The 23,242-nt window shown below is 69.5% G+C and carries 19 protein-coding genes and 1 pseudogene; 11 read left to right on the forward strand and 9 right to left on the reverse strand.

What is annotated here, in order from left to right; genetic code table 11:
- The first annotated feature begins 99 nt into the window (after positions 1-99).
- The 9 genes from ACIQNU_RS17685 (at position 100) to ACIQNU_RS17725 (ending at position 12,081) form a co-directional block, all read left to right on the forward strand.
- Positions 100-1,239: a thiolase family protein gene (locus ACIQNU_RS17685; protein ID WP_401366867.1), complete on the forward strand. Its 1,140-nt coding sequence runs from the start codon at positions 100-102 to the stop codon at positions 1,237-1,239.
- A gap of 8 nt (positions 1,240-1,247) precedes the next feature.
- Positions 1,248-1,673: a Zn-ribbon domain-containing OB-fold protein gene (locus ACIQNU_RS17690; protein WP_401366868.1), complete on the forward strand. Its 426-nt coding sequence runs from the start codon at positions 1,248-1,250 to the stop codon at positions 1,671-1,673.
- A 59-nt stretch (positions 1,674-1,732) separates the two neighbouring features.
- Positions 1,733-2,542, forward strand: a complete 810-nt coding sequence (locus ACIQNU_RS17695; protein ID WP_401366870.1) for an enoyl-CoA hydratase/isomerase family protein — start codon at positions 1,733-1,735, stop codon at positions 2,540-2,542.
- The gene (locus ACIQNU_RS17700; protein ID WP_401366871.1) at positions 2,539-4,920 is read left to right on the forward strand and encodes a CoA transferase; all 2,382 of its coding nucleotides are present in this window, start codon (positions 2,539-2,541) and stop codon (positions 4,918-4,920) included. Before ACIQNU_RS17695 ends, ACIQNU_RS17700 begins: the two co-directional genes overlap by 4 nt.
- Positions 4,921-4,991: 71 nt before the next feature.
- On the forward strand, positions 4,992-5,855 hold the full coding sequence (locus ACIQNU_RS17705) for an alpha/beta hydrolase (RefSeq protein WP_401366873.1): 864 nt from the start codon (positions 4,992-4,994) through the stop codon (positions 5,853-5,855).
- A gap of 47 nt (positions 5,856-5,902) precedes the next feature.
- Positions 5,903-7,540, forward strand: coding sequence for a flavin-containing monooxygenase (locus ACIQNU_RS17710; protein ID WP_401366875.1), 1,638 nt, complete (start codon positions 5,903-5,905; stop codon positions 7,538-7,540).
- Between the two features lie 7 nt (positions 7,541-7,547).
- On the forward strand, positions 7,548-9,119 hold the full coding sequence (locus ACIQNU_RS17715; protein ID WP_401366877.1) for a class I adenylate-forming enzyme family protein: 1,572 nt from the start codon (positions 7,548-7,550) through the stop codon (positions 9,117-9,119).
- 50 nt (positions 9,120-9,169) lie between these two features.
- Entirely contained in the window at positions 9,170-10,606 is a 1,437-nt protein-coding gene (locus tag ACIQNU_RS17720; protein ID WP_401366879.1) for a 4-hydroxyphenylacetate 3-hydroxylase N-terminal domain-containing protein, read from the forward strand.
- The gene (locus tag ACIQNU_RS17725) at positions 10,603-12,081 is read left to right on the forward strand and encodes an aldehyde dehydrogenase (RefSeq protein WP_401366880.1); all 1,479 of its coding nucleotides are present in this window, start codon (positions 10,603-10,605) and stop codon (positions 12,079-12,081) included. Before ACIQNU_RS17720 ends, ACIQNU_RS17725 begins: the two co-directional genes overlap by 4 nt.
- 18 nt (positions 12,082-12,099) lie before the next feature.
- Here ACIQNU_RS17725 and ACIQNU_RS17730 read toward each other — a convergent pair whose 3' ends face one another.
- From ACIQNU_RS17730 to ACIQNU_RS17750, 5 genes are all read right to left on the reverse strand, one after another.
- Positions 12,100-13,290 carry a glycerate kinase gene (locus ACIQNU_RS17730; protein WP_401366882.1) on the reverse strand — a complete coding sequence of 397 codons (1,191 nt, stop codon included), beginning with the start codon at positions 13,288-13,290 and terminating at the stop codon, positions 12,100-12,102.
- 165 nt (positions 13,291-13,455) lie between these two features.
- Complete coding sequence (locus ACIQNU_RS17735) at positions 13,456-14,868, reverse strand: SLC13 family permease (protein WP_401366884.1); 1,413 nt, start codon at positions 14,866-14,868, stop codon at positions 13,456-13,458.
- Between the two features lie 196 nt (positions 14,869-15,064).
- Positions 15,065-15,727, reverse strand: a complete 663-nt coding sequence (locus tag ACIQNU_RS17740) for a response regulator transcription factor (protein ID WP_401366886.1) — start codon at positions 15,725-15,727, stop codon at positions 15,065-15,067.
- A gap of 31 nt (positions 15,728-15,758) precedes the next feature.
- Positions 15,759-17,285 carry an ATP-binding protein gene (locus ACIQNU_RS17745; RefSeq protein WP_401366888.1) on the reverse strand — a complete coding sequence of 509 codons (1,527 nt, stop codon included), beginning with the start codon at positions 17,283-17,285 and terminating at the stop codon, positions 15,759-15,761.
- Positions 17,203-17,529 (reverse strand): small secreted hydrophilic protein, encoded by a 327-nt coding sequence (locus tag ACIQNU_RS17750; RefSeq protein WP_401366890.1) that lies wholly within the window; start codon positions 17,527-17,529, stop codon positions 17,203-17,205. Before ACIQNU_RS17750 ends, ACIQNU_RS17745 begins: the two co-directional genes overlap by 83 nt.
- 359 nt (positions 17,530-17,888) lie before the next feature.
- Between ACIQNU_RS17750 and ACIQNU_RS17755 the strand changes: the two genes are divergently transcribed.
- Positions 17,889-19,022 (forward strand): ABC transporter substrate-binding protein, encoded by a 1,134-nt coding sequence (locus ACIQNU_RS17755; protein WP_401366892.1) that lies wholly within the window; start codon positions 17,889-17,891, stop codon positions 19,020-19,022.
- A 51-nt stretch (positions 19,023-19,073) separates the two neighbouring features.
- Here the strand turns inward: ACIQNU_RS17755 and ACIQNU_RS17760 are convergent.
- The 3 genes and pseudogenes from ACIQNU_RS17760 to ACIQNU_RS17770 form a co-directional block, all read right to left on the reverse strand.
- Positions 19,074-19,397: pseudogene (locus tag ACIQNU_RS17760) on the reverse strand (response regulator transcription factor); the annotation flags it as partial.
- A 573-nt stretch (positions 19,398-19,970) separates the two neighbouring features.
- Positions 19,971-20,363, reverse strand: coding sequence for a VOC family protein (locus ACIQNU_RS17765; protein ID WP_401366894.1), 393 nt, complete (start codon positions 20,361-20,363; stop codon positions 19,971-19,973).
- A gap of 89 nt (positions 20,364-20,452) precedes the next feature.
- Positions 20,453-21,184: an SDR family oxidoreductase gene (locus ACIQNU_RS17770; RefSeq protein ID WP_401366895.1), complete on the reverse strand. Its 732-nt coding sequence runs from the start codon at positions 21,182-21,184 to the stop codon at positions 20,453-20,455.
- 132 nt (positions 21,185-21,316) lie between these two features.
- Between ACIQNU_RS17770 and ACIQNU_RS17775 the strand changes: the two genes are divergently transcribed.
- Positions 21,317-21,802, forward strand: coding sequence for a MarR family winged helix-turn-helix transcriptional regulator (locus ACIQNU_RS17775; RefSeq protein WP_401366896.1), 486 nt, complete (start codon positions 21,317-21,319; stop codon positions 21,800-21,802).
- A 57-nt stretch (positions 21,803-21,859) separates the two neighbouring features.
- Here the strand turns inward: ACIQNU_RS17775 and ACIQNU_RS17780 are convergent, their stop codons facing one another.
- The gene (locus ACIQNU_RS17780; RefSeq protein ID WP_401366898.1) at positions 21,860-23,137 is read right to left on the reverse strand and encodes an amidohydrolase family protein; all 1,278 of its coding nucleotides are present in this window, start codon (positions 23,135-23,137) and stop codon (positions 21,860-21,862) included.
- Positions 23,138-23,242 lie beyond the last annotated feature (105 nt).

The raw sequence follows: 23,242 nt of genomic DNA on the forward strand, positions 1-23,242 counted from the left end.
ACCTACTCGCACCCTCGCTTCGAATGCGGTGCGCGGGATCGGTGACGCGCACAGATCAGTGACGTACGTACGCGGTTGTCGCGGCGACTAAGGGGTGAAATGTCCGGGAGCATAGCCGACGTGGCTGTAGTGGGCGTTGGTCAGTCCAACTTCCAGGAAATGTATGCGAACAAAGACACACCTCGCGATCTCTACAGCCTGGCGGCCGGCGCCTTTCGCGAGGCATTGACGGACGCCGGGATCGACAAGCGCGAGGTCGACGGCCTGCTGTGCACCAACCTCAAGTACGGCCGCATGGCCGACGTGCTCGGCATGCACAACGTACGGTTCGTGCACGACCTCGAAGGCAGTGGCCGCATGAGCGGCATCGCTCTGCAGGAAGCCTGCGCACTGGTGCGCTCCGGCCTCGCCGACGTGGTCGCCTGCGTCTACGCCACGAACGGGCGCTCGGCCAGGCTCACCTACGGCGGCGAAGAGGCCGGCCCCACCGCCGGCTACGACACGATGTACGGGATGACATCGCCGGGCGCCTACGTCGCGCTCATGTACCAGCGGTACCGGGAGATGTACGGCGTCCCGGACGACGGACTGGCGGCGTTGGCCATCAACAACCGGCGCAATGCGGCACGCAACCCGGTGGCGGTCTTCCAGCAGGAAATCGACCGCGACGCATACCTGTCCGCGCGCTATGTCTCCGAGCCGCTGCGCAAACTCGACTACTGCATCATCAATGACGGCGGAGTCGCTTTCATCGTCACCTCGCTGGAGCGCGCGAGGTCGATGCGGAAGCCGCCGGTACGGGTCGCCGGGACGGCGGGCATGAGCAATTTGACCAACTACTACACCAGTGAGGACTTCTTCTACTCGGCCTGCGATGACGTGGCCGGCCGCCTCTACGGCCAGACAGGGCTGAGGCCCGAGCAGATCGACTGCATGCAGGTGTACGACAACTTCCTGCCCACGATCCTGTTCACCCTGGAAGGCTTCGCGCACGCCCCTCAAGGAACCGCGTGGGAGTGGGTGCGGGACGGCCGGATCCACCGGGAGGGGCCGCGGCCACTGAACACCTCGGGCGGCCACACCAGCGAGAGCTATATGCAGGGGTTCGCGCTGCATGTGGAGGCGGTGCGGCAGATCCGTGGCGAGGCAGGCGAGCGACAAGTCACCGACTGCGCATCGGTGCAGTACATGTGCGCCTCGCCCATCGTGACCTCCCATGTGCTGACCGTGGACAGGTGAGGTGGGGAATGAAGGTCGAAGCGTATGCCGACCTGCTGCCGGCGATCACCCCGACGAACCAGCCTTTCTGGGACGGCTGCGCCGAAGGCGAGCTGCGCCTCCAGGTGTGCGACACCTGCGGCAGCCACCGCTTCCCTGACGCCCCGGTGTGTCCCCGGTGCCTGTCCGACACCTTCACCTGGAAGGCGACCGGCGGGACGGGCCGACTGTGGTCGTGGACCCGGATTCACCAGCGCTACCTGGCCGCGTACGCCGACGAAACGCCCTACACGGTGGCCTTCATCAAGCTCACCGAAGGGCCCTGCGTGATCAGCCACCTGGTCGGTGAGCCGCCCGAGAAGTGGCTGGACCACCCCGTACGGGCGGTCTTCGAGCCGGACCCGACCGGGCGGGCGGTGCTGAAGTTCGCGCTCGATCCGGCCAAGGAGCCGTGATGAGAGGGGCCGCGATGAGAGGGGCCGGGGCGAAAAGGGCCGCGACGAAAGGAGCCGTGATGGGCCGGGCAGCAGCCGAAGAACTCGTGCGGCACGAGGACCTGGGTGGTGGTGTCGCGCGGGTGACCCTGAACCGCCCCGAGAAACGCAACGCGATGAACCGCGCCGCTCGCACAGCCTTGTTGGACGTACTGGACACCTGCGAAGGCACGGCCAAGGCGATCGTACTCACCGGTGCGGGGCCCGCGTTCTGCGCCGGGATGGACCTCAAAGAGGCCGCCGAGGACGGGCCCTACGCGGACTCGGAACTGCCGGGCCGCCACTCCAACTGGCTGACGGTGCAGCAGCGGATCCACGACCACCCCGCCATCGTCATCGCCGCCGTCAACGGCTCCGCACTCGGCGGCGGGCTCACCCTGATCAATGCGAGTGACCTGGCGGTCGCCGCCGAGGACGCCCCCATCGGGATGCCGGAGGTGGGCTTCGGAATCTACCCGGGCCTGGCCGGCCCCTCCACCCAACTGCGGCTGAGCCCCAAACGGGCCGCCTGGATGGTTCTCACCGCGGACCGGATCACCGGTCGGACAGCAGCCGAATGGGGATTGGTGAACCAGGCGGTGCCCGCCGATCAACTGGAAGGGACCGCAGTGGAGTTGGCCCGCCGGATCGCGCGGTACGACGCGGTCACCCTCGACTGGTCGAAGCGAGCACTGCACCACGTCCCGACCCACCTCTCCGACTGGACCGCCGCACTGCGCTACGGGGAGAGCGTCAGGGCACAGATCCAGGTCCGCTCCCACGTCCTGGACGACGGCCAGGCCCTGCACCGGCGAGCCGTGCGCGGCCCCTCCGCCGAAGGGGCGTCATGAACGAAGGGGAACGGTCCCGGCGTACGCACGCCGATACGTCGCAGGCCACGTTGCGAGTGGTGGAACTGACGACCGGAGTCGCGGGCCAGGCCTGCGGCCAGTTGTTCGCCGCCCTCGGCCACGACGTGCTCCGATGCGAGCCGCCAGGCGGCGGCCCACTCCGCACGCATGCGTCGCTGGGCGAGGGCGGAACGAGCCGCACCTTCGCCGCGCTGAACTCGGGCAAGCAGAGCCGGCCGATCGACGCCGCGACCGAAGCGGGCCGCGTGGAGCTGTTCCGGCAACTCTCCGGCGCCGACGTCCTGATCATCGACACGGGTCCGAACACGGCGGCGGCACTCGGCCTGTCGACGGCCCAACTGCGTACGAAATGGCCCCACCTGACCGTGGTCTGGCTCACCCCCTACGGCCTGGACGACAGCCGGTCCGACACGTACGGGGACAGCCTGCTCGCCGAGAGCTACGGCGGCCTGGCCTGGATGATCGGAGAACCGGATCGGGCGCCCCTGAGCCTCGGAGGGGAACAGGCAGCGCACGCCTCCGCGTTCGTCGGATTCTTCGGCGCGATGCTGGCCCTGTGCCGGGGCGGCGACGTCGTGGACGTCGCGCTGTGCGACGTCGCCGCGTACATGGACTGGAAGAGCACCATCAGCTACGCGCACGACGGACGCCTGCCAGCACGGACCGGGGCGAGCACCGGGCTGTGGCGGATCGTGCCCGCCGCCGACGGATGGGTCGGCGTGATCTTCCAGCCGGAGCAGTGGGACTCGGTGGTCGCGCTCGTCGGCGACCCGGCCCTGGCGGATCCGGAGCTGCGGGACCTGGCCACACGGTCGGCGCAGCCCGAACGATGGTGGCCGGCTGTCGCCCGGTGGGCCCTCCAGTTGCCCAAGCAGGAGATCTACCGGCGTGCACAACTGCTCGGCCTGCCCTTCGGCTACAGCGCGGACATCGCGGACCTCTGCACAGACCCGCAGTTCCGGGCCCGGGGTTTCCTCGCCGAGACCGCCGAAGGCCGGGCGCAGACGGTCGGCCCGCTCGCACGCTCCGCGAGGCTTACTCGTGGCGCCGAATCCCCGGAGCCGGGCGAGGAGGACCGGCCGCTCACCCGAGGCGCTCGGCGCGGTGGGTCGTCGGAGTCCGACAGCGCGCCGCTGGCCGGGGTGGTGGTGCTGGACCTGGGCACCATCACGGCCGGAGCGGCCACCGGGCGCCTGCTCGCCGACTACGGCGCGACGGTGATCAAGATCGAGGCGCCGGATCGGCCCGACGCGTTCCGCGCATGGTCGGCCAGCGGACCCGGCGCGGCAGACGGAACCGGAACCTCTCCGCTCTTCGCGTCGAACAACGCGGGCAAGCTCGCCATCACGCTCGATCTCAAGTCCGACGCGGACCGCGCGGAGATGGCCGGACTCGTCGCAGATGCCGACGTACTCGTCGAGAACTTCTCCGTCGGCGTCACGGAGCGGCTGGGCATCGACCACGCAACCCTGCGGGAGATCAACCCGCGACTGATCTTCGCCTCGCTCTCCAGCCAGGGCCAGTCCGGGCCGGACGCACACGGCCGGTCCTACGGCTCGACACTGGACCTGCTGTCGGGCCTGGCCTCGGTGACCGGCTACCCTGGCGGCGGCCCCATCTGGTCCTCGGCCGACGTGAACTACCCCGACCAACTGGTCTCCCTGATGGCTGCCGGGCTGATCGTCCACTGCCTCCACTTCCGCCAGTGGGGCGAGCACGTGGACGTGTCCCAGCGCGAGGTGGTCAGCTGGACACTGGCCGACCGCATCGCCGAGTACGCGGACACCGGGCAGGTCCCCGGACCCGAGGGGAACCGGCGCCCCGGGCGCACACCGCACGATCTGTACCCGTGCGCCGACCACGGCCGCTGGGTGGCCATCGCCTGCCTCCAGGACATCGAACGCGCAGGCCTCGCCGCCCTCCTCGGCCGACCCGGCTGGGTGAAACAGTCTCATGAGTGGTGGCGGGACCACGCCGACGACGTGGACCAGGCGATCACCCGCTGGTCGGTCCGTCGCTCACGAGCCCAGTGCGTACGCGCGCTCACCGAAGCGGGAGTGCCCTGCGCACCCGTGTACACCGCCGCCGACCGGGAGCGGGATCCGCGGTTCAGGAACCGCCGGGTGTTCCTGGACACCCCGCTGCGCAAGGGCTTCCCCATGCGGTTACTGGGCTACAGCCCACCGGACCCGCGCCCCGCCCCGGAGATCGGACAGGACAACGCGACCGTCCTGGCCGGCGATCGAGGAGACGGTGGCAGGGACGGCGACCGGCAGCACAGCAAGCGGGCACACATGTCGGCACCCATGCCGGCACAGCACCGGCGGGGACGACACCTCGATCAAGGTGGCCGCTGAAGACGGCGAACAAGAAGGAGGCCATGATGCCCAGCCCGGAGTCCGACGCGCTCCGTGCGCACTATCAGGACATGGCAGACCGTATGGCCGCCACCCCTGATATGCCGCTTCCCGCTCGGCGCGCCCTGTTCGAGGAACTGCACGCACGGGCCGCCGAACCCACGGACGTGACGTACGAGGAGGTCACCGCGGGTTCCTGCCGCGCCGTGTGGTGCGACCCGCTGGACGCGGCCACCGACCGTGTGCTGCTCTACCTGCACGGTGGCGGATTCGTCACCAACTCGGCGGACAGCCACCGCAAGATGGCAGGACACCTGGCCAAGGCGGCGGGCGTCCGGGCACTCGTACTGGATTACCGGCGCGCCCCCGAGCACCCCTATCCCGCGCAGATCGAGGACGCGGTCGGCGCGTACCACTGGCTGCTCGCCCAGGGACACACCCCCGGTCACATCGCCTCGGTGGGTGACTCCGCGGGCGGTAACCTGGCCACGGTCACCGTCCTCGCCCTGCGGGACGCAGGCATGCCGCTCCCGGCGGCGATCGTGGCCGTCTCGCCCGCGTACGACCTGGAAGCGACGGGCGAAAGCATCGAGGCCAACAGGGACAAGGACGCCATCCTCTCCAAGCTGCCGCTGGACAAGGCCGCGATGTACCTGGGGGAGCACGGCTCCGTGAAGGACCCACTGGCCAACCCGCTGTACGCGGACCTCACTGGTCTGCCACCCGTCTACCTGTCCTGCGGCACCCACGAGATGTTGCAGGACGACGCTGTCCGCTTCGCCGCACTGGCATCGAAGGCCGGGGCCGACACCACCCTCGACATCAATGAGGGCATGCAGCACGTGCACATCTACATGGCAGGTAGGGCCCCCGAGGCCGACGCCACCATTGCCGCGATCGGAGCCTGGTTGCGGCCCCGGCTCGGACTCGACTGACGGCCGGTTGGAACCTGCGCCCCTGTATCTGGAAGGTGAAGGTCAGTATGTCTGCTCACAGTGACGTGTTGTCCGGCGGTGCGAGCGAGTCCGCGGTCGACTTCGACGCCCTCATTGTCGGCGCCGGTTTCGCCGGTATCCGCACTCTCTACGAACTCCGCCAGATCGGCCTGACCGCCCGAGTCCTTGAGACGGGCTCCGACGTAGGCGGTACGTGGTACTGGAACCGCTACCCGGGCGCACGCACCGACAGCGAGGCGTGGGTGTACGCGTTCTGCTTCTCCAAGGACCTGCTCAACGAGTGGTCGTGGAGCGAGCGCTACCCGAGCCAGCCCGAAGTGGAGCGCTATCTGCGCCACGTGGTCGACAAGTTCGACCTGCGCAAGGACATGCAGTTCAACACTCATGTCGCCTCCGCCGTGTTCGACGAGAGTACCGACACCTGGGTCGTGACCTCCGACAGCGGCGCCACTTACCGCACGCAGTACCTCATCACCGGCCTCGGCCACTCCTCGCACCCGTACCGGCCCCCGTTCCCCGGCCTCGACGGTTTCAGCGGCGAGTGGTACCAGTCCGCCCGCTGGCCCAAGGAGGAGGTGGACTTCCGAGGCAAGCGCGTCGCGTTGGTCGGCACCGGTGCCACCGGTGTGCAGCTCGTGCCCGCCATCGCCGATCAGGCCGAGCACCTGACGGTCTTCCAGCGCACACCCAACTGGGTGCTGCCGGCGCGCAACCACACCCTGGACGAGGAGACCTGGGCCGAGATACGCGCGGACTACGACGCCATCTGGCAGAAGGTGTTCTCGCAGAACTTCGCGCTGCCCTACGACTCGGCCCACCGCGTGGCGAGCGACGTCACGCCGCGGGAACAGCAGGACATCCTTGAACGCGGCTACCGGATCGGCCACTTCCAGTTCCTGTTCGAGACCTTCGACGACGTCCTGGTCGACGAGAAGACCAACGAGCTGGTGTGTGAATTCCTGCGCGGCAAGATCCGGCAGACCGTCAAAGACCCCGCCACGGCCGAGCTGCTCTGCCCGAGGTACCCGCTGCTGGCGAAGCGACCACCGCTGGGAACCCTCTACTACGAGTCCTTCAACCGCGACAACGTCACCCTGGTCGACGTGTCGGAGAAGCCGCTGGAGGACGTGGTCCCGGACGGCCTGCGCACGGCCGATGCCGAGTACCCGGTGGATGTGATCGTCTTCGCGACCGGGTTCGACGCGGTGACAGGCAGCTATCACACCCTCGACATCGTCGGTCGTGACGGCGCCCACCTGATGGACACATGGAAGGACGGGCCGCGGACCAACCTCGGCGCGATGGTCGACGGATTCCCGAACCTGTTCATGGTCGACGGGCCGCATGTGCCGTTCGCGAACATCCCGGCCGTCGTCGACCGCTCGGTCCGATGGATCGGCCGGACGCTCACCGAGATGCGCGACAAGGCGCACACGGTCATCGAACCCACCCCGGACGCGGTCGAGAAGTGGACCAACCTCATGTCCGAGCTGCTTCAGGGAACACTTCTCGCGAAGGGCGCCTCCGTCCATGCGTGGTTCCTCGGCGGCAACATCCCGGGCAAGCCGATCGTGGCGATGAACTACCACGGCGGTGCCAACAACTACTTCGCCACCCTCGACGAAGAGATCGACGCCGACTACCCCGGCTTCACCCGCCGGTAGTGCGGCCATGAACATCCTGAACGCGTTCGAACGCGTCGCCCGGTGCCACGGCGATACCGTGGCGCTGCGGTGCGGCACCGCCACGCTCGACTACCGCGCGCTGCTCGACACCGTGTCGGCCTTCGCCGGCCACCTCGTCCGCAACGGGGTGCGCCCCGGCGACCGGGTCGGCCTGTTCCTGCACAACGAGCCCGACTACCTGCCGGCGCTCCTGGGCGTGTGGAAGGCCGGCGGCGTCGCCGTACCGCTGAACTACATGTTCGCCGCATCGACGCTCGCGCACGCGGTGCGCGACTCGGGGGCGTCATGGCTGGTGACGCTCGCTGCGGAGGTCGACCGCCTCCTGGAGAGCGTCGACTCGGTCACGGCGGACCATGTCGTCACCGTCGGCGCCGCATACCCCGGCAAGGGAGTACGGTTCCGCGATGTGATCGCAGGCGACCGGCTGGAGACCACCGTTCCCCGCCGGGACACCGACGACGCGCTGCTCATGTACACCAGCGGCTCGACGGGCGTACCCAAGGGCGTACGCCTGACCCACCGCAATGTGGCGGCCGAGTGCGAGGCGGTCATGGACCTGTGGGGCATCGGACCCGACGACCACGGTCTCGTGGCCACGCCGCTGTTCCACGTCGGCGGACTGTGCTGGGCCGCTCTCCCGCTGTTCCTGGCGGGAGGCACCGTCACCGTGCGCCGCTGGAACGTGTCCGCCTGGCTGGACGACGTCGAGGCGCTGAGGCCCACGGTCGTCACCCTGGTGCCCACGATGATGATCGACATCGTCAACCACCTGGGCAACCGGCGGCGGAAGCTGGACTCCTTGCGGATCTGCGGCATCGGCGGCTCGGCCCTGCCCGAGGCCCGGTTGCGGGCCTTCACCGAGGCGGTCGGGGTCACGCCGGTCAACGCCTACGGGCAGACCGAACAGAGCGGCCTCGCCATCACCCAGCACCCCGACCGGCCGCGCCAGGAAGGCTCGCTGGGCCGACCCCTGGAGCAGATCGTCGAGTGGCGGATCGCCGACACCGCGACCGGACGCCCCGCCGACCCCGGCGGCGTCGGCGAACTCCAGGTACGCGGGGACGCTGTGGCAGCCGGCTACTGGCGGTTGCCGGAGGTCGAGGAAGAACGGTTCGTCGACGGCTGGTTCCGTACCGGCGACCTGGTCCGCCAGGGGGACGGCGGCGACCTGTACTACGTCGAGCGCATGGACGACATGATCATCAGCGGTGGGGAGAACATCTACCCGCAGATGGTCGAGGGCCACTTGCAGGCGTGCCCCCTGATCGCCGAGGTCGCCGTCATCGGGACCCCGCACGAGCGGTTCACCCAGCAGGTCACGGCCGTCGTGGTGCCCGCCCGCCCGGACGTGACCGCGCAGGACATCGCCGACTTCTGCGAGGCCCGACCCGAACTGCGGGGACTGCATCGGCCTCGCCGCATCGAGATCGTCACCGAGATCCCGCGCACCGGCAGCAACAAGATCGACCGCCAGGCACTCAAAACCGCGTGCGCGACACCACCGGCCACCGACGGGGCCGCACCTCCCGCGCCGCGACACAAGGCGCGCAGCACCTGACGATCCCCGCAAACCGAGCAGGGCCGAACGGCACTTCACGAAGGAGCACCGTGGGTATCCGCACCGCAGAGCAGTACCGCAAGGGGCTCGCCGACGACCGCACGATCGTCTACCGGGGCCGCCGGGTAACCGATGTGGAACAGGAGCCGGACATCCGGTCCGCCACCGACCGGTGCGCACTGTGCTTCTCCCTCTCGACCGACCGTCCGGACCTCGCCGTCAAGAACGGGTACTCGGCCTTCTACCACCTGCCCCGATCCCGCGAGGACCTCGTCGCCCGCAGCGCCCTGTTGCGGGAGATCTCCCGGCGCGGCGCGGGGGCGATCGTCCTCAAAGAGGTCGGCAGCGACGCGCTGTTCGCCCTTCTGCGGGCCTGCGAAGGCGAAGGGCTTGAGCGCGCGCGGGCCTTCCACCGACGCTGCCTGGACGAGGATCTGGCGCTGGCGGTCGCCCAGACCGACGCGAAGGGCAACCGTGCCCTGCCCCCGTCCCGGCAGGCCGACCCCGACCTGTATCTGCGGGTCATCGACTCCGACGCGGACTCGATCACCGTGCGCGGTGCCAAGGCGCAGACGACGTACTCGCCCAACGCCGACGAGATCCTCGTACTCCCCACCCGGGCCATGGGGCCCGACGACGCGGACTACGCGGTCGCCTTCGCGATTCCGCCGGCCACCCCGGGTCTCACCCTGTACGTCTCCCCCTACTCGGCCGGGCAGCGCAACGCCTTCGAGTTCCCGCTGTCGAGCAAGCACCGCATGCTGGAGTCGCTGACCGTCTTCAACGACGTCCGCATCCCCCGCGAACGGGTCTTCCTGGAACGGAATCCGACCACGGCAGGCCCGCTGACTCTGGCATTCGTCGACTTCCACCGGCACACCGCGATCAACTACAAGCTGCCCTTCCTCGACCTGATGCTCGGCGCCGCGCATCTCGTCGCCGAGGCGAACGGCATCAGCCGCGCAGGTCACGTCCGCGACAAAGTCTCCCGGATGGTGTCGTGGGCGGAGACCGTCCGCGGGCTCACCGAACTGTCCGACATCCGCGCCAAGCCCGATGACCGCGGTGTGTGGCGGCCCGATCCGCTCGTGGTGAACCTCGCCAAGTACACCTTCGCCCACGGCTATCCCGAGGCGGCGGCCGTCCTTGTCGACCTGGCAGGCGGGCTGCTGGTCACGGGACCGGGCGCCGAGGACTGGGCGGACCCGGAGATCAGGCCGGTGCTGGAGAAGTACTACGCGGGCGCCGTCCCCGGCGAGCGGCGACTGCGTATCGCCCATCTGGTCGCCGACCTGACCGTACGCGATTTCGGCGGCTACCAGATGTCGCTCAACAGCCACGCCGAGGGCTCGCTTGAGGCGGAGAAGCTGCAGATGATCCGCTCCTTCGACCCGGGTCCGGCGATCCGCTACGCCGAGGAACTGGCCGGCCTCGCCGACGACACACCCCTGAGCCGTGCACCATCCCACCCCATGGAGGAGCAATGACCGTCATGCCCGGACTCCGGACAGAACTCGACCGCACCCGGTTCTTCATCGACGGGAAATGGACCGAGCCCCATGGAGCCGAGACACTTCAGGCGATCGAGGCCGCCACCGGCGAACTACTGGGCGTCGCGGCCCTGGGCACCGGAGCCGACATCGACGCGGCCGCCAGGGCCGCACGCACAGCCCTCGACGAAGGCCCGTGGGGACACACCACCGCCGCCGAACGAGCCGCCGTCATGCGGCGCTTCGCCGACGCGCTGTCCACCCGCGCCGAAGCCACCTCGGCGCTGGTGAGCCGCGAGAACGGCATGCCGATCACCCTCTCCAACCCCTTCAACGGCGCCGTCCCGGCAGGCCTGCTGCGGATGTACGCCGACCTGATCGAGGACTTTCCACTGGAGTCGGTGCGTCCCAGTTCGTCCGGGGCGACGATCGTGCGCCGCGAACCCGTCGGCGTGGTGGGGGCCATCGTTCCGTGGAACTACCCCCAGGCGCTGGCGATGTTCAAGATCGCCCCCGCACTGGCCGCCGGCTGCACGATCGTGCTCAAGCCCTCCCCGGAGACCGCGCTCGACGCCTACGTCCTCGGTGAAGCCGCCGACGAAGCCGGCCTTCCGCCCGGCGTGCTGAACATCGTGCTCGCCGACCGGGACGCCGGGTCCACCCTGGTGTCCCATCCTCTCGTCGACAAAATAGCCTTCACCGGATCCACTGCGGCGGGCCGGAGCATCGGCGCGGAGTGCGGTCGGCTCATCCGCCGCTGCACCCTGGAACTGGGCGGAAAGTCGGCCGCCATCTTCCTCGACGACGGCGACACCGACACCCTGCACGCCGGGCTGTACAACGCGTCCTTCATGAACAACAGCCAGACGTGCACAACCCAGTCGCGCATCCTGGCCCCCCGGTCCCGCTACGACGAAGTCGTGGACGCCGTCGCGTCGTTCGCCAGAGGTCTCACCCTGGGCAACCCCCTCGACCCGTCCACCACCTGCGGCCCCATGGCCAGCGAGGCCCACCTCAACCGTGTACTCAACTACATCGACGTGGGCTGCAACTCCAACGCCAGGCTGGTCACCGGCGGCGGCTGTCCGGCCGACATCGACCACGGCTGGTTCGTCGAACCCACCGTCTTCGCCGACGTCGACAACAGCGACCAGCTCGCCCAGGAAGAGGTGTTCGGACCGGTCATCGCGGTGATCCCGTACACCGACGACGACGAAGCCGTGCGGATCGCCAACGACTCCGCCTACGGTCTCGCCGGATCCGTCTGGTCCGCGGACGAGGACCGCGCCCTGGCCGTCGCCCGCCGCATCCGCACCGGCACGATCGGCCTCAACAACTACAACCTCGACCTCGGCGCACCCTTCGGCGGCATGAAGGACAGCGGCATCGGAAGGGAACTCGGTCCCGAAGCACTCGACAACTACCTGGAGTACAAGTCCATATACGCCAGCGCCCGGCAGCTCGGGGACTGACCTTCGGCGTCCCCGGAACTACCGCACAGCCGACGGACGTTGTGCCTCCGCCGCAGCCTGAGCGGGCAGCCTGGAGCCCAGCACGATCATCCGCAGCGCCCGCTCAGTGGCGTCGGTGAGCAGTTCCGCGGCCCGTACCAGCGCCTCGGCCAGCGCCATCGGCGCGGGCAGGATGCCATGGCAGGCGTCCACGCCCGGCACCTCGTGGGCGCCCGTGCCGAGGGTTCCGGCGAGCGCCAGTACGGGACGGTCGTAGAGCTTGGCGCGGCGGGCCACCTCACCCGGGACCTTGCCGCGCTGAGTCTGCTCGTCGAGGGCGCCCTCGGCGGTCAGTACGAGATCGGCGCGGGCCAGCCGGGCGTCGAGGTCGAGATGGTCGAGCAGCACGTCGAAGCGCGGCAGCAGCCGGGCACCGAGCGCGGCGAGCCCGGCGCCAAGGCCGCCCGAGGCGCCCGTCCCCGGCCCGGACCGCAGATCGACACCCGACAGCCCGAGGTCGCGCTCCAGCACGTACGCCCACTTCTCCAGCCCCTTCGACAGCCGTTCGACCTGCGCCGGGGTCGCCCCCTTCTGCGGCCCGAAGACCCGCGCCACGCCCCGCTCGCCGCACAGCACGTTGTACGGATTGCACGCCACCAGCAGCTCCGTCCCGGCGAGCCGCGGATCGAGCCCGGACGGATCGATCCGGTGCAGCCGCACCAACTCGCCGCCACCGGAGGGCAGTTCGAAGCCGTCGGCGTCGAGGAGCCGCGCCCCCAGCGCCTGGAGCGCGCCCGCGCCGCCGTCCGAGGTTCCCGAGTCCCCGCACCCGACCACGATCTTCCGTACGCCGGCGTCGAGCGCCGCCCGTATCAGCTCACCGACGCCGTAGGTGGTCGTCACGCCCGGGTCCCGCAGACTCGCCGGAACCAGTGACAGCCCTGCCACGGCCGCCATCTCCACCACGGCGGTCCGACCGGAGTCCAGCAGGGCGAAGTGCGTCCCGACGGTCTCCCCGAGCGGCCCGGTCGCCGACAGCGCGACCAGCCGCCCCCCGCCTGCCGACGCCAGCGCACGCGCCGTGCCTTCACCTCCGTCCACGAGCGGAATCAGATCGACTTCCGCATCGGGCAGTACCCGCCGCACGCCGGCCGCTATGGCCTCGGCAGCGGCCTGGGCCGACAACGACTCCTTGAACCCACTCGGGGCGACGACGATACGAGAGAGCATGAGGGATGCCCTGCCTTTCTGGGGGGTTCGACGTGATCATTCGTAGAAGCAGCGGGACCCGGAGGTTCCGCGCGTGGCCGGCGACGGTGAGACCGTCGGACAGCTCACGGACCCGCAGTCCGCACACAACGGATCGATCCGCGTCCGACGGACCGGAGAACGGCGCTACCGCAGAGGCACACCCAGCACGGGCCACACCACCAGCGCGAACAGCAGCACCAACAAGGCCGTCAACGGCCCCAGCACAGCGGAGAGTCTGAGCAGGTCGCGAGGTGTGTACGTGGCGACGCCCGGCACATCCGCGAACAGCGCCACCGGCTTCGCGGACGCGGGCAGCGTGTGACAGAAGCCCGCCGCGGCAGTGGACGCGAGAGCTGCGGCAACGGGGTTGACCCCGACGCCCACGGCCGCCGCGACCACCAACGGCACCAGTACGGACGACCGCGCCGACCGCGATTGCAGCACCAGGTGCGCGGACGTGCTGACCACGATCACGGCGGCCAGGAACACCGTCGGCCCCACCCCGGTCGGCACCCCCGACACCAGCCACTTCGCGGCACCGGAGTCGGACAGCGCGACACCCATGGCCATCGTCGCCGCCATGAAGATCAGCAGGGACCACGGCACGGTCTTGAGGGCGTCCTTGAGTCCCACCGTGCCGAGGGCCGGTGACGCCGCCACCACCGCGCCGATCAGCGCGACCAGCGCGGGCGGCACCTGGTGCAACGGCTCGCTGCACCACAGCAGAACGACCGTCGCGAGAAGCAGCGCGCAGCGCGACTCGGCGGGCGACCAGGGGCCGGTCACCGGGTCGTCGGTGTGCCGCTGGATGTCCTCCGCGCTGATCGCGATCGGCAGCTTCCGGTCCGCGCGCCGGGTCGTGGTGAGCAGAACCACCTCCGCCGCCAGATGCGAGGACGTGACGGCCAGCGGCAGCCCGAGCAGCAGCCACTGCGTGAACCCGACCCGCTCGCCGGTGGACTCCCACAGCACGGAGACGGTGATCAGATGCGCCCCGGCGCCGATCAGGGTGGCCACCGCCGACAGCAGGATGACCGTCGGGAACAGCAGCGCCAGCATCACGACCAGCCGCCGGTGCGCGGAGAGCGCCTTGGCGAGGGCCAGGAACACCGGCAGCGCGAGCGCGGCCCGGCCGGACGTGGCGGGGACGGCGAACGCGGTGACCACCACCGCGGCCGTCGTCAGATGGGTCAGCTGCCGCACGGAACGCGCCCCGCCGACGAGGAACGCCGCCGCCCGTCCGGCGAGCCCTGTCCGGGTGACCGCAGCCGCCAGGACGAACGCGCAGATCAGCAGCCACACCGTGGAGTCGCCGAGGGTGCCGAAGAAGGTCTCGCTGCTGATCACCCCGGTCACGGTCAGCGCCAGCCCGGCGCCGAGCGCGATGTAGGTGTCGTCGATGGGTGTGGCGATCCAGGCACAGGTCGCCAGGGCGAAGACGGCGAGTGTCAGCCGGGCGGTGCCGGACAGGCCGGGGAAGGTGCCGGGGACCGCCAGCGCGGCGCACAGCGAGAGCGCCAGGCACAGGCCCACGGTCAGTCGGAGGTTCAGTGTCACATCATCGAGCGTTCATGCGGGGGGTGAGCCCTCGATGAGCCGTTGATGAAAGAGACTTCATGCTGCCTGGTGGCGGGCGCTCGGCAGGCGTTCGGACACGGTGACGACACACCTCCACCGGGCCCCGGCGTACGCCTCCGCGGCGCCTCCCCGCCTACGCCCGCACCCCGCACGCATACGTCCGTACACCGGGACCTCACACCGGCAGCCGGTACCCCATCCCCCGTACCGTCTCCACCTGTTCCGCCCCCAGCTTCTTGCGCAGCGCCCGCACGTAGACGTCCACGATGTTGGAGCCGGGGTCGAAGTCGTAGCCCCACACGTGGGACAGGATCTGCTCGCGGGAGAGGACCTGGCCGGGATGGCGCAGGAACAGTTCGATGAGGACGAATTCACGGGCCGTCAGATCGACGGTCCGCTCTCCGGCGCGGGCACGGCGGGTGCGCAGGTCGAGGGTGAGCGTGCCGGACCTGAGGACGGTCACCTCGGGCGCCCTGGCCGCCGTACGCAGGCGGAGCCGGACCCGGGCGAGGAGTTCCTCGAAGCGGAACGGCTTGGTCATCCAGTCGTCCGCGCCACCCTCAAGGCCCGCCACCGTGTCCCGCACCGAGTCGCGTGCGGTCAGTACGACGACGGGGGTGGTGACGCGGGCCTCGCGCAGTTCACGCAGGACGGTGAAGCCGTCGCGGGCGGGCAGCCCGATGTCCAGGACGATCAGGTCGAAGCCGCCGTTGAGTGCGTACTCGTAGCCCGCGTCGCCATCGGTGACGACGGTCGTGGTGAAGCCGTTGGCGCGCAGGCCCTTCTCGACGAAGGAGGCGATGCGTTCCTCGTCCTCGACGATCAGGATGCGGTTCATGTGTGCCTCTCTTCCGGATCTTTCGAACGGTTCATGGGCGGGTCTCGTCCAGGGTGAGGACGAACGTCGCGCCGCCGCCCTCGGTGTCGTGCAGGCGGACCCGGCCGCCGTGGGCCTCCGCTATGGCGCGGACGATGGACAGGCCGAGCCCGGCGCCGGCGCCATGGCTGCCGCGCCGGGTGGTGCCGCGCCGGAACCGTTCGAAGATCACCTCGGCGTCCTGCGGCCGGACACCGGAGCCGGAGTCGGCGACATACAACTCCACGAGCGGGCCGTCCGCGCGGGAGCCGATGCTGATGCGCTGGCCGGGGGCGGTGTGCTGGACGGCGTTCTGGGCGAGCTGGACCATGGCCTGGGTGATGCGCTGCGGGTCGAGGCGGACCTCGGCGTCGGTGACCTCGGCGAGCCGCCAGTCGCGTGCGCCGAGGGCGCGGGCCTTGACGTAGACATCGGCGGTGAGTTCGCCGAGCTGGACCGGCTCGGGCGTGACGAAGTCGGGGCGTTCGGCGTTGGCGAGCAGCAGCAGGTCCTCCACGATCCGGCTCATCCGGTCGAGTTCGTCGGTGACCAGACGGAGGGTCTCCTCGCGCTCGGCCGGGTCGTCGCCCATCACTTCGAGGTGGCCGCGCACGATGGTGATCGGGGTGCGCAGCTCGTGCCCGGCGTCGTCCACGAACTCGCGCTGGGCGGCGAAGGCGCGCTCCAGCCGGTCCAGCATGGCGTTGAACGTCTCGGCGAGTGCGGCGATGTCGTCGCGGCCGTGCACCGGGATGCGCTGGGTGAGGTCCTGCTCGGTGAGCTGCGCGGCGGCGGTGCGCACGAGCCGGACGGGCTGGAGTATCCGCCCGGCGACGACCCAGCCGATGCCGGTGGTCATCAGCAGTGCGACGCCGGAGATGACGAGCAGGACGCGGAACACCTCATCGGCGCGCGCCTGTTCCGCCTGCGGGTGGAACGCGACGACGAAGGCCGCCTCCGGGTCACCGCCGTAGGGGGCTATCGCCACCTTGGCCCAGCGGATCTCGCCCGTCGGGCGCTCCAGGGTGCCTGTGGTGCCGGGGGAGTCGAAGATGCGTCGGCGGGCGTCGGCGTCCTGGTGCAACGGCACCCGCGCAGGGATCTCGCGCGTCTGGATGATCTTCGCGAGGTCGCCGTTCGAGCCGGCCACCAGGCCGATCAGCTCCTCGTCGGCGTCGGCGTGCTGACGCTGCAGGAAGACCCGCAGCAACTGGGCCGGGTCGGTGAAGGGGCCCTTGGTCTTCGGGTCTATGCCCTGCTCCTCGAACTGGGTGAACTCGATGGCCTCCTGGGCGAGCAGATCCCCTATGCGCTGATCGGTGTCGCGCAGCAGGATCGTACGTACGGTGGTGGCGACCGAGCCGAACGCCATCGTCATCACCAGGAGCAGCCACAGCAGGATGCGGACGCGGGCCGAGATCCGCGTCCGGCCCCTTCGCTTTCGCTCGCGCCTTTGCTCAGCCGTCGCCGCTGGGTCCGTCGTCGTCCCCGTCGTCGTCTCCGGCACCGCTGCCGGCTGATCCGCCTCGGTCGTCGTCATCGTCTCCGCCGGTGGGGCTGGTCGTGGGTGGTGCGTCGGTCGCCGGGGGCGGCGGGACGACCTCGTCGCTCGGGTCCGGGGCCGTGGGGTCGGGGCTCGCGCTCGGGGAGCCGCTCTCCAGCTCCACCTTGGCGGGCACCTTCGGGGACTCCGGCCGGTCGGAGAGGGCGAAGCTGGTGGCGGCGATCCCGAGCGGGATCACGACGACGGCGGCCAGGGCCGCCATGCGGTGGGAGAAGTCCATGTCAACGATGCTGCAAGGAGGACCCGCCGGTCCACATGAGCCCCAGATGAAGAACTCTTCATGAAGCCGCCGAGCACGGGTGCTCGCGCGAAGCCGAAAGCGCTGGTCACGTGGTCCTTCTGGTTGTGTACCTGTCGCTGGGCAGCATCCCATGGGGCACGGAGCGGTGGTCGGCCGCCTCCCACGCGGGTTCTGTTCAAAATCGGTTGCCCGTGGGCGATGGTGGTGGATGCAATGTTCGGCATGATCGGCCGGGTGTGCACATCACGGCGGGATGAGACGCACACGTACCACTGGGTGTCGCCACTCTGTCATCCGGGTGGTCCGCAACTGAACAGGCACAGGGGAGACGTCAGCGCATGAGTAGTACGCGACCATCGCCATCATCGTCACCATCGCCACCTGGAGTGCAGCGGGCTGACGGCTCATCCGTCCGGATCGGCGCTCTCGTTCCGCTGACTCGGCCCGGCTGGGTCGAGGCGGGCCACCACCTGCTCGCCGGCCTCGAACTGGCCGCTCGCGACGTCAATGACTCCGGCGGGATCGACGGAAGACCGCTTGAGCTGGTGGTCCGCGACACCGCTGCCGATCCCCGGAAGGCCGTTGCCGCCGTGGAGGAGTTGGCCGAACTGGGCGTGGCGGCGTTGGCGGGGGAGTACCACAGCGTCGTCGCTCGCACCGCCGCGACCAGGGCCGACGCCCTCGGCCTGCCGTTCCTCTGCTCGTCGGCGGTGCTCGACGCACTCACCGAACAGCCGACGGACTGGGTCGCGCGCCTCGCCCCGGCGCAGTCCCGGGGCTGGCGGATCTACGCGGACCACCTCATCGGCGCGGGCCACAGCCGCATCGCCGTGGCAACCCAGCCAAGCGTCTACTGGGCGTCCGGCGCCCGCATTCTGCGGGACCACCTCGCTCCACGCGGCGGCACCGTCATCGAACTCGACATGAGCACGCTCGCGCCCACGGCTGTGTGCGACGAACTTGTCGACCAGCGTGCGACAGCCCTCCTCCTTCTGGTCGGCCAACCGGACCCGGCTGTGCCGATCGTGAAGGCCGTACGCGGCGACCAGCGCCTCGCCGAGATCCTGATCGGCGCTCCGGCCGGGCAACCGGAGTTCGCCTCATGGGCGAAGCTCCTGGGCGACGACGGCGCCGCGATCCCGTTCCTGCGCTACCTGCCCGAGCGCCTCGGCCCCCTCGGTGCACGAGTCGGGACGGCCCTGCGCGAGAGGCTGGCCGAAGCGCCCTCGTTCGTCGCTTTCGAAGGCTACGACACGGTCACCGTCCTCGCCGATGTGCTGCGTACTCATGGCACGGACCGGGCGCGCATCGCCGCATCCTGGCCGCGCGTCGCGGTCGAAGGCACTCGCGGGCTGATCCAGTTCTCCCGCACGCCAGGGATCGGCGTGTGGCAATGGGCTTGGCCGGCCATTCAGGTCGTCGACCGGGACCCGGCGCAACCCGATCGCTTTCGGATCCTTCGCAGCGGCTGAAGGGCAAGGAGGTCCGACGGCAGGCTCGGGGGTGTGTCGTCGGTCGTGTTCCACCGCGCTCAACACGTCCAGCTCACGGGCGGTCAGTACCACCGGGGCGGGCCGGCGCATCCTGGCCACCAGCCGCTCCGCCACCCGAGGAGCCAGTACCGTCTCGCCCCGCGCCGCCGAGCGGATAGCGGCCACGAGCTGTTCGCGGGTGGTGTCCTTCAGCAGGTAGCCGATGGCGCCGGCTTCGACGGCCCGTTCGATCTCCACATCCGTGTCGTACGTGGTGAGGATGAGAACCCGGGTCCCGGCCGGTCCGGCCACGATCTCGGCGGTGGCCGCGACCCCGTCCATGACCGGCATCCGCAGATCGATCAGGGCCACATCGATGGAGCGGGAGTGTGTCTCGCGTCCCATGTCGGTGAGGTTCAGGACGGGCAGGGCGAGGGGCGACCATGGCGAGGGTGGCGACGGTCAGCGTGGTGGCGGGGTGCTTGGCGGTGGGGCGCAGCACGGCGGCGGTGAGACGGCCGGTCCCGGTCCTCGGCTGCCTGACGCGCGGGGTACGGCCCTTGGCGTCGGCGCGGGCCGCCCTGCGGGCCTTGCGGCGCTCGGCGCGCCCGCCGAGCTTGGCCAGCAGTGCGGGCAGCACGGTCAGCGAGCTGAGGACGGCGACCAGGGAGACGAGGGTGATCAGGGTGACGGACAGCCCGATCATCTCGCTGCGGGCGAGGTCTTCGCTACGGAGCTTGTCGACGCCCTTGCTGATGGAGGGGCTGCCGACCTCCTCCAGCCACAGTTGTGGTAGGCGTCCTGAACGGCGGCGGTCTGTTCGAGGAGCGCGTCGTCATGACATTCATGCTGTTCGGAGCGGTGGTGGCGGTGACAGGCTCTACCGGTTGAACCTCGGGTCCACCAACTGGTGGACTCCGGGGTGGCCCGGACCGAACGAAGGCCACATCATCCCTGGTCGTAGGGCGTGGTGATGAACTCGGCCAGGACCGTACCCCCGGGGTCGAGTGTGTAGAGGCCACGACCGCCGTAGCCGTGGTTGATCTCGCCTTCGGAGGACTTGCTCGGGTTCGCCCAGAAGGGGACGGAGTCCCTCTTCAGGCGGGCCAGGATCGCGTCGAACTCCTCGTCGGTCACGAGGAAGGCGATGTGGCTTTCGTTGATGCGGTCATGAGGGACCAGATCGTCGGCGAAGTCGATGCCGACGTTGTTGGATGTGGTCACTTGGGTGAATCGGCCCCAGTCGAGTGGGGTGGGGGCCGCCATCAGGCCGGCCAGAAACGCGGCGGACTCTCGCCGGTCGCGGCAGTGGACGATGATGTGGTTCAACTCGTTCGCCATCTCGGCTCCTTGTGCTTCTCGGTCGTGACGAGGGCCTTGCCCGTGGGCCGTGCGGCGTGCGTCGGGGGGCAGGTTCGGCTCGCGGTGAGTCAGCTCTTGAGCGTGCCACCGAACTCTTCCGGGACCAGGTCGGCCTGCTCCGCACCGCTCCTGATCAGGCCGAGGATCGCGTCGGCGACGCCCTCGGGCGACTGAGGTTTCAGTCCGCTGGAGGCCTCCATCCGCACTGCGTCCTCGACACTGCCACGGAGCGTCCCGACGAACTCGGTCTCGGTGATCGACGGGAACATCAACGAAACGGCGATGCCGGCGTCGGCGACTTCGGCGCGGGCGATGGCCGAGAGCTTCTGAAGACCTGCCTTTGATGCGGCGTACGCGCCGGATCCGGGCAGCGTCGACCAGGTGATACCGGAGCTGACATTGATGATGGCGCCGGCCCCCTGCTGACGCATCACCGGGAGGACTGCCTGCATCATGACCAGCGGCGCGACGAGGTTGAGTTCCAGGAGCGCCCGGAAATCGTCGGGGTCGATGGCGTCGACAGTGGCCTGGAGTCCCTGACCGGCGTTGTTGACCAGGACGTCGATCCGTCCGAACTTCTCGACCGTGTCTCGTACGGCCTTTTCGACCTGGGTCCGGTCCGTCACGTCGCACGGCACGGCCAGGGCCTCGCCCAGTTCTTCGGCGAGCTGCCGGATGCGGTCCTCACGGCGGGCGAGGAGCACCACTCGCGCACCGGCCCGGGACGCGGCTCGCGCGGTGGCCGCTCCGATGCCCGACGACGCTCCGGTCACGAGCACTGTGGCTCCGTCGATGTCCATGGAAGGTCTCCTCGTGTGTGAATCAGAGATGGCTTCGCACCCGCGGCGGCACGGTCTATGGGCCGACCGCCCCCGCACAAGCAAATACTATCAGATGATAGCTATCATATGACAGGAATGTATTCTCGCGGTATGAGCGATGCCGAAGCCGCCAGCCTCCACGAATTGGCCGACCTGATCCTCGCCGTGGGGCGACAACTGCGGCCCCCGAGCGACCCCTCGTTCGAGCCGTGCACGCCGATCGAAATCAGCGTCATGAGGTTCATCAACCACAACCCGGGAACCTCTGCGCGCGCCGCGTCGGAAGCGACACTTCTGCCCACGAGCAACTTCAGCCGCGTTCTGCGCGGACTGGAGCAAAGGGGCCTCGTGGACCGCGTCGTGGACGACCGCAGCGCCCGAAGCGTCTGCCTGTACCCCACGGAGAAAGCCCGCCGGAATCTGCAGTACCTCCGCGACAACTGGGACAGGACCCTCCGGGGCATCGTCGACGACCCCGCCGCGATCGGCGCCGTCAACGCCACACTCCGACGCATCGAGGAAGAACTCATAGCCCGGCGCCGCGGCACGGACTCTCCAGGCTTGACGGGGTCGAGCAGCGCGCCTGCCCAAACCTGACGGTCGCTTCGGCAGCTTCGAGGGGAGCTGGTCGGGTGTACGGCGGGGTCTCCAATGTCAGCGAGCGGCGATGTGGCCGGAGCTGACAACGGTACGGAGGTGTCGCCGCTCGACCAGATGGGAGATGTCCGCGAGGGGGTCGGCGTCCAGGAGGAGGGCGTCGGCAGCGCTTCCCACGGTGATGGTTCCCCTCGTGGAAAGCAGACCGACCTTCTCTGCCGCCCGGCTGGTGGCGGCGGCGATGACCGCAGAGTTCGGCACGCCGGCTTTCGCGAACAACTGCAGCTCACGCAGCAGTGCGCGGGCGGGGGTGGGCATGACCCTCGCGATGTCACTGCCCGCGACGAGTTTGACGTTGGCTTCGTGGAAGATCGGCAGCGTACGCATCGCGTAGTCGAATCGGATCCGGCACTCGTCCGCAGGGTGCTTGGGAAACGGTTGACCGTAGGTGGGACGTGCGGCGATCTCTTCGGCCTCGTCCGGGTGGAGAATGCCGTCGGTGTTGAGCCGGTCCAGATAGTCGGGGTACGCCCCGAAAGCCAGTTGCTCCCAGGTGGCGATCGTCGGGCAGTAGAGCGTTCCCGCTCCGGCCATGATGGCGGCGAGTTGCTCGGCCTCGCTCAGGTCGCGGGGGTCTCGCGGGATCGGAGAGTGCTCGATGCAGTCGGCGCCCGCCTGGACGGCCTCCCGCATGTCGGTGACCGTCGCGATGTGTACGAATGCCTTTTTGCCTGCCTTGTGGGCGGCGGTGATGATCACCTCAAGCGCTTCCAGGGGCAGGCGTCGGCCGCCTCCGGGCTTGCCGTCGAACATGCACTTGATGTAGTCGACCTCACTGAGTCGCAGCCCCCGAAGGTAGCGGCGTGCGTCGTCGGCACTGCCTACTTCCATGACCCCCGAACGGTCACCCTTGATGCCGGTCACAGGCCAGCCGTCGATACCGGTGAACGCCACTTCAGTGGTGAACAGCGACGCCATGGCGCTCTCCGCCTTGCTCACGTCGCGCAACTCGGGACTCAGTTCCGGCATACCCCCCAGATCGCACACCGATGTGACGCCCTCTGCGAGATACCCCGCGAGCACGTCCTGCAAGTGGGCGACCCTCTCAGGGCGGGGGAGCGCCGCGCCGTAGTCCCTGAGGTGGGTGTGACCTTCCCAAAGGCCCGGCAGCAGATAGCCGCCACGGCCGTCGAGCACCGGCTCTCCGGTCGGCGTCGACGAACTCTCGGTGCTCGACGGACGGATGTCCGTGAACCGTCCGTCGGCGATGTGGACATCCATCCCAGCCCGCGGGGCGCTGCCTGTGCCTGTGTCGGTGCCGTCGATGACGGTCACATTCTTGATGATCAAAATGCTGCCTCGATTCTGTTCTGCCGTGCGCTGTCAAGGGTCGGGAAGCGGGAAGTGGGACGTGGGAAGCGAGAGCCGCTTCAGCCGACG

The organism is Streptomyces sp. NPDC091292 (assembly GCF_044757265.1).
Classification (GTDB): Bacteria; Actinomycetota; Actinomycetes; order Streptomycetales; family Streptomycetaceae; genus Streptomyces.